This is a genomic window from Neoroseomonas rubea, from assembly GCF_016106015.1.
GTDB classification, from domain to species: domain Bacteria; phylum Pseudomonadota; class Alphaproteobacteria; order Acetobacterales; family Acetobacteraceae; genus Neoroseomonas; species Neoroseomonas rubea.
Map to the genome: position 1 here is coordinate 1 of NZ_JACADQ010000239.1, position 6,585 is coordinate 6,585.

The 6,585-nt window shown below is 65.2% G+C and carries 6 protein-coding genes; 4 read left to right on the top strand and 2 right to left on the bottom strand.

The genetic code is table 11. The annotated features are described in order from the left end of the window. Nucleotides 1-98 precede the first annotated feature (98 nt). On the bottom strand, nucleotides 99-761 hold the full coding sequence (locus HW577_RS18175; RefSeq protein ID WP_198377557.1) for a thermonuclease family protein: 663 nt from the start codon (nucleotides 759-761) through the stop codon (nucleotides 99-101). Between the two features lie 282 nt (nucleotides 762-1,043). On the opposite strand from HW577_RS18175, the gene HW577_RS18180 reads away from it, so the two are divergent. From HW577_RS18180 to HW577_RS18195, 4 genes are all read left to right on the top strand, one after another. After that, nucleotides 1,044-1,682 carry a hypothetical protein gene (locus HW577_RS18180; RefSeq protein WP_198377558.1) on the top strand — a complete coding sequence of 213 codons (639 nt, stop codon included), beginning with the start codon at nucleotides 1,044-1,046 and terminating at the stop codon, nucleotides 1,680-1,682. Beyond that, the gene (locus HW577_RS18185) at nucleotides 1,676-2,593 is read left to right on the top strand and encodes a glycosyltransferase family 2 protein (RefSeq protein ID WP_198377559.1); all 918 of its coding nucleotides are present in this window, start codon (nucleotides 1,676-1,678) and stop codon (nucleotides 2,591-2,593) included. The genes HW577_RS18180 and HW577_RS18185 overlap by 7 nt, the downstream gene beginning before the upstream one ends. Before the next feature lie 62 nt (nucleotides 2,594-2,655). Further along, nucleotides 2,656-4,560 (top strand): glycosyltransferase, encoded by a 1,905-nt coding sequence (locus tag HW577_RS18190; protein ID WP_198377560.1) that lies wholly within the window; start codon nucleotides 2,656-2,658, stop codon nucleotides 4,558-4,560. 34 nt (nucleotides 4,561-4,594) lie between these two features. Next, on the top strand, nucleotides 4,595-5,725 hold the full coding sequence (locus HW577_RS18195; protein WP_198377561.1) for a polysaccharide pyruvyl transferase family protein: 1,131 nt from the start codon (nucleotides 4,595-4,597) through the stop codon (nucleotides 5,723-5,725). Nucleotides 5,726-5,857: 132 nt separating this feature from the next. Here HW577_RS18195 and HW577_RS18200 read toward each other — a convergent pair. Beyond that, nucleotides 5,858-6,585 (bottom strand): hypothetical protein (locus HW577_RS18200; RefSeq protein ID WP_232475044.1); only part of this gene is annotated, 728 nt, incomplete at its 5' end.

Here is a 6,585-nt window from a genome sequence, read left to right on the forward strand (position 1 = left end):
GACTGCGGCGCTGACACGCGGCGCTGTCCGCCGGGATGTTCGGCGGGCGGCGCGGCGGTGCGCGGGGGCGGCGCGGGGCCGCTCCCGCGCCTATCCTCTCACGGCGCGGCGCCGGACCGCGTGCGGGCGCGAAAGGCGTCCGGTTCCTCGAAACGGCCTTCCCAGATCCCGCGCCGGGCGCGGCGCGCTTCGGCTTCCTGCCCAACATAGTCGAGGCTGAAGCGGCGGAAGGCGATCGCCCAGCCCTGGCGGACGAGTTCCGCGGCGATGTCCTGCCCGGCCTCGTTGCGGCAGCGGGCGATGCGGCGGCCATACTGGTCGGCGCCGAGGATCTCGCACGCGACCGTGCCGCTGCCGAGGATCGCCGCCATGGCCTCGCGCGCCATGCGCCCGCAGGGATAGGTGGTGCCGGCACGCTCACAGGACTGCGCCATCTCCGGCGCGTCGATGCCGTTGATGCGCAGCCGCTCGCTGCCCGCCGCGAGCGTGTCCCCGTCCACCACGCTGGCGCGGAGCGTCGTCCGCGCGATCGACCGGGGCGTGGACGGGCCGGTGATGGCAACGCCGTCGCCAAGCAGACCCGCCTTCCAGGCGCCGAAGCCGAGCAGGACGGCGAGCATGAGCCAGGCCAGCAGGGGCATGCGCGCCACGGCGCGGATTCGCGCGGCGATGCGGCGATGCAGCGGCGGACGGGCGGCACGCTCGGCGGCGCGCAGCGCGTCGCGCAGGTCAGGCGGCAGTCTCGATCGGTGGAACCACATGGCGGTCCGAGGGAGATGGTCGCGGCGAGCGGATTTGAACCACTGCCACCGGCATCACGAAGGAAAAATGTCGGGCGCTGCTCTCCGGTCCGCCCGCGGAGAGGCAGACGGCGCGGATATGACGATTGCGTCAGGACGCCGGTCTATCGGCTCTCGAACGTTTAAGGCTTTCGGACCGAACAGCATTTCCGCATCTGGATTTCGTTACGAGGTCAGTGGCCAATCTTCTGGGGCTGCTCTATACCGGTCTTGTTCAAAGTGACGCGCTCGGGATGATCGACCATGCAGCGGCCGAACCTATACCAACTGTTCCAAGCCTCCCCCGAGCTCCTTTTCGAAGACCTGTCGCACCGCCTGCGCGATATGGATGAGAGGATCCAGCGTCTTTCGGGGCGTATCGACGACCTCGCCGAGGCGATGGAGAACTTCATCCGCCACGATCTCCCGGCGCAGCGGGCACGTCCGGACGTAAGTGCGTGGACCTACCACGCGCTAATGCCCAACGCCGTGTTCGACACCGTCTATGAGCCAGAAATCCTGCCCAGCAGCGCGAAGCGCTGGGTCAAGGCCACGGGGCGTTTGTCGGCGCGTCTCGTGCTTGCGCGCGCGCGGCAGTACCATTTCGAGGTGCAGGTCGCCGATTTCGTGAACCCCGAGGTCGAGGCCAGCTTCGCTCTCAAGGTCGGCGGGCAGCCCTGTCCTTGGCTGAGCCGAGAGGGCCGTCTCTTCAAGGCGCTCGTGCCCGAGGAGCAGGACGCCGCCACGCTCGACTTCGCGCTGGAGGTCGACCCGGCCGCGGTGGGCGATCATGACGTTAGCTTCTCCTTCGAGACGATCCGTGTCTACGCGAACGCGGCGGCTGACGACGCCCCGCCCGACCGCCGCCCTGCCACGCCGGATCTGCAGGAGCCAGGATGCTAGAGCTCAGCGTCGTCATCTGCACCTATGACCGCTACCCCGTTCTGCAGGAGGCGCTGGAGACCCTGGAGGCGAACGGGCGCCCCACCCCTGGCCAGCATGAGGTCGTGGTTGTCGACAACACCCCGGCCGCGAAGCGCCGCCCCATCGCGAACCCGATGCCCCGCGCCATGCGCGTCGTGACGTGCGAGGCGACCGGCCTGTCGCATGCGCGCAATGCTGGCATCGATGCCACCACGGCCCCGGTCATCGTCTTCCTGGATGACGATGCTTTCGTCGCGAAAGGCTGGTGCGACGCGGTGGTCGAGACCTTCCGCGCGCGACCGGGTCTTCGGGTGGCCGGAGGTCGCGTGCTGCCGCGCTACGATAGCGCGGTGCTGCCGCGCTGGTACGACGCGAAGCGGCTGTCGGGCTACCTCTCCTGCCTCGACTGGGGAGCAAAGGGGCGCTTCCTGCGACGCGGGGAATGGATCGTCGGTGCCAACATGGCCTGGCGGCGCGACGTCTTCGAGGAGTTCGGCACGTTCAAGACCGAACTCGGCCGCAAGGGATCAGCCTCGCTGCTCAGCAACGAGGAGCTCGAGCTGCTGGAGCGTATCGGCATCGAGAACATCTGGTACGATCCCGCCTTCACGGTCGAACACCTTGTCGCGGTGGAGCGCATGACGCTCCCGTTCTTCCGTCGCCGGGTATACTGGCAGGCCGTATCGGACATGGTGGCAGGCATCGCCGAGGCGGACCCCGTGCGACTGCGCGCCGAATACGCCGACACGGTTCTGCGGCTGCCGGCGGAGCACCGCAACCTCACGGCGCTGAACTTCGACCCCGCCGATGCCGACCAGTTCGGCCTGCAGCTGCGTGCGATCTACGCCGCCGCGCTGATGATGGGCCAAGGCATCGCGCCCACGCCATGAAGTCCGCCCTGGTCCTATCCCCCTTCGCATCCTGGCCACCGGATGTCGGGCACAGGCGCCGGGTGCTGCAGACCACGGCACTGCTGAAGTCGCTCGGCTACCGCATCACCTTCCTGCTCTACGCCTTCGAAGGGGGCTGGTACTGGCGCTTCCAGACCGAGGATTTCGACCGGATGTGCGCGCAATGGGACGAGGTGATCGTCCATGCCGCCGAGCACAGCGTGGGCCTGCCGCCCAAGTCCGGACGGGTGCACCAGCTCGACGAATGGTGGTCGACAAGCTTCGACACCCTGCTCGTGAACCTGTTTTCGCGGCGCAGCTTCGATGTCTTCGTCGTGCACAACGTGTGGCTGTCGCGGGCGCTGTCCCTGGCACCCGCGGGCACCGTGAAGGTGCTCGAGACGCACGACCTGTTCCACAAGCGCCGCGCCATCCTGGACCGCTACGGCATCGGCCACGATTTCTTCGAGATCGATGAGGGACCGGAGATGTTCGGCATCGACCGCGCCGACATCGCCATCGCGATCCAGGACCAGGATGCGCGCGAATTGCTCGGCCGCACCCGCGCGCGCGTGGCCAGCCTGCCCTTCTACGACGAGGCGCTGGAAGCCGAGGCGCCGGCACTGCGCCGCGCCGACTACCTGCACCCGGGGAAGGTGACCTTCGGCTTCCTCGGTTCGGCGCATACCTACAACCTGCACGGCATGCAGGCGGTGCTGCGCGCGCTGGAGCCGCGCATCGCCGCAACCTTCGCGCCGGTGGACATCGCCCTGGCCGGCACCGCGAGCGGCGTGCTGGAAACCCGCCTGCCCGTGCGCCGCCTGGGCCGCGTGCCGACCGAGGCCGGCTTCTACGCGCAATGCGACATCGCCCTGGCACCCACCTTCGACGGCACCGGCTTCAAGATCAAGGTGGGCGACTGCCTCGCACTCGGCATGCCCTCGCTCGTGGCGCGGCATTCGGCGATCGGCACCGGGCTGCGCGGTGCCGCCGTGGTGGAGACGCCGGAGGATATGGCCGAGGCGATGGTGCAGATCGCGCTGCGCCGACCGGCCATCACGACCCTGCGCGCCCCGGTGCTTGAGGCGCGCGAGGACCTCAAGGGTCGCGTCGAATTCGGCACCCGCAACCTGGTGCAGTTGCTGCGCGACGCACGGCCGGTGCTGGCGGTGGACCTTTCGGTCTGGGGGCCGGAGCGGGGTGCGCTGGCGCTGATGTCCTGGCTGTCGGTTGCGCGCCACCTGGTGGGCCAGGCGGCGGTGGTGCTGCTGTTGCGCGAGGATGTGCGCCGCCTGGTGGAAGCGGTGCTGCCGCTCGGCGTACGCGCCCTGGCGCGGGAGGACTTCGCCGCGCTGCGCCGCGACCATGGCCGCGCGGTGGTGGTGGATGCGAGCGGGACGGGCAGCCGGGGGCTTGGCCTGCGGCGCGGGGACCAGTGGGAGCTGGACGGGCGGTGGTGCTGGCTGCGGGGGGAGGAGTCGTTGGATGAAGCGGCGCCGTCCGTCGTGGCGAAGATGCCCGTCCTGCATCCGGATGCGGCCTGGGACCCGGCGGTGCAGGCGGTGCAGAAGGCGGCACGGCAGCACCGGGATCGCAAGGCGCTGGATGCTGAGCGGTTGGTCTTCGGCGTGTGGGCGGATCGAGGGCGGATGGCGCGGGTGATCCGGCTGAAGCAGCGCGTGGCGCGGGTGGAGATCCGCGATGCGCGGGCGGTGGAGGCGGCGCTGCTGGAGTTGCTGGATGCGCCGGCGGGGAGTCGGGAGGTGGTTTGGTGTGGGGATGATGGGTTGATCGTGCGCCTTGTTCTCGGGGTTTGCGGCTTTGCAGCGCACGATACGAACGGTGTGCTTAACACCGCGATCAGCGTGCGTTCGGGCAGAACGCTTCGCCAGGAATTCGCTACCATCATACCGCAATCCCTGGCGTCAATACGGGATGAGGGGTTCCGCCCCTTAAATACAAAGTAAATCTATTTCTCACTAAAATAGAGGCAGAACTCTGATGAATCGGATGATTTTTCTATCGCCGCAAATAGAGAAAGGTGATTCATTCTTATTTTCTGGCAGCGAATATTATTACTGGATAGGCGGAAATACGGGAAATATGGCGTTCATTCATGCAGTAAATATGCATTTATTGGGAGAAAGGACGTCATTTTACGATATGAAATTGAAGCCGGCGCATTGGCGTGAAGAATATGATCTTATTGTTTATCCTGCTGCAAATCACCTGGCTGCAGATACAGATATCGGCTGGATTTCACGTTTGGTGGAGTTGTCCGGGCTTCCGATCCTGGTTGTTGGACTCGGCGCTCAAGCCTCCTTCGGTGATAGTCGCGTTGAACTTCCGAATGGAACGCGTCGATTCCTCGACGTGCTGCGCGACCGAGGCACCGCTGTGGGCGTCCGCGGCGAATTTACCGCGAGTATTCTAGCCGATTATGGCTTTCCTCACGCCACCGTCATAGGTTGCCCATCGAACTTCCTAAATCCTGACCCACAACTCGGTATACGAATTGCAGATCGCTTGCGCGGTATGCCAAGCGATCCATCTATCGCGCTGAATCTTACTTACTTTACTCTCGAACCGTACAAGGTCCAGCACCTTAGCGCACTTGTTTCGCGGGGTGGTGGCTCACTTGTTTTTCAGTCGGATCAAGATATTCTAAACATAATTCGCCGATCCGAATCAGTTGATAAAGCTAAGATCGAGTATTTCGCAGATTATTTTACGGGGAGCAGCGATGTTCAAGATTTTTTGAAATTCATGGCGCGATCCGCTCGGTGTTTTTCTCATATTCCATCATGGATCGACTATCTTCGTTCTGTAGATATTTCAATTGGACCAAGATTTCATGGTAATATTTTAGCAATGCAAGCCGGAACGCCAGCCGTCGTGTTTCCGCACGACACGCGGACGAAGGAACTTGCAGAATGCATAGGCATTCCGACCTATGAATGGGAATCCATCTCCAGAAATACCAATATTCATGACATTCTGGCTCAGATAAACTTCGATGCGGAGGCATTTTCTTTCAAAAGGCAAATCCTTGCGAGAAAATACCTTGAGATTATTCAGCAGTTTGGTGACATTTCATCAAACAATCTAAAAACACTAGCTAGAACTTTGTGATGTTTTGCCGATTTTACTGAAATTCCATTCTTGGCGCGACCGTTAGGGATCATCAAACCCTTCTCGTGTAAATCACCCAGAGCCAACCGCCATGGGGCCGCCGCGCCCGCTCTCTTCCATTTCTTTCATCTCCTAGAGTCGTACTGCCGGCCACAGCCCCGCCGCCCCCAGCCGCAGCCGGAAATCCACCCCCTCCTCCCGCGTGAACCACAGCGCGACGCCCGGCAGCACCCGGCCCTCCGACTCCTCGAACCCCGCCGCCGGGCGTTGCCCGACCATGTTCATCGCCTGCGGCCGCGGCATCTGCACGGTGAGCGTGTCGCGATACGCCCCATCGGCCCCATGGCGCCCCAGCACAAGCAACGCAGAGCAACTGGCGGGCAGGGTCCCCGCCGCCAGCCGCCACGGCGCTTCCAGCCACAGACGCTTCACGCCAAGCGCCTCCTCCCGGCAGCCGAAGCGCACCGTGATCTGCGACTGCGCCGGCGCCACGCCGCGGTAGTGCAGTTCCACGAAGGGCACGCCGAAATCCCGCCCGGTCGCGCTCACGCACCACGAAACCCCCTCGGGGAGAACCTGCCACCATCCCGGCGGCAGCCTGCCGGGCTCGCCCACCACGGCTTCGGTCGGGCATACCGGCAGCAGCAGGTTGGGCGCACCCGCCTCGGGTCCTTCCCACTCCAGCGAGCCCTCGATGGAGCAGGTCACGCGATCGCCAATGCGCGCGGGCGTGCCGGGCGGCAGCGCGACCCAGCCCCCCCCCGCCTCGCGCGGCGCGGCGCCCGGCCGGGCGGGTGGGGCCGGCCGCTCGGCCTGGGCTGAGTCCGGGCTCCGGGCGGTGGGCCGGGGCGAGAGGCCGG

What these genes read in the sequence shown, in the direction of transcription:
- HW577_RS18180 (WP_198377558.1), top strand. Translation starts at nt 1,044, where the DNA reads ATGCAGCGGCCGAACCTATACCAACTGTTCCAAGCCTCCCCCGAGCTC.
- HW577_RS18185 (WP_198377559.1), top strand. Translation starts at nt 1,676, where the DNA reads ATGCTAGAGCTCAGCGTCGTCATCTGCACCTATGACCGCTACCCCGTT.
- HW577_RS18195 (WP_198377561.1), top strand. Translation starts at nt 4,595, where the DNA reads ATGAATCGGATGATTTTTCTATCGCCGCAAATAGAGAAAGGTGATTCA.
- HW577_RS18175 (WP_198377557.1), bottom strand. Translation starts at nt 761, where the DNA reads ATGTGGTTCCACCGATCGAGACTGCCGCCTGACCTGCGCGACGCGCTG.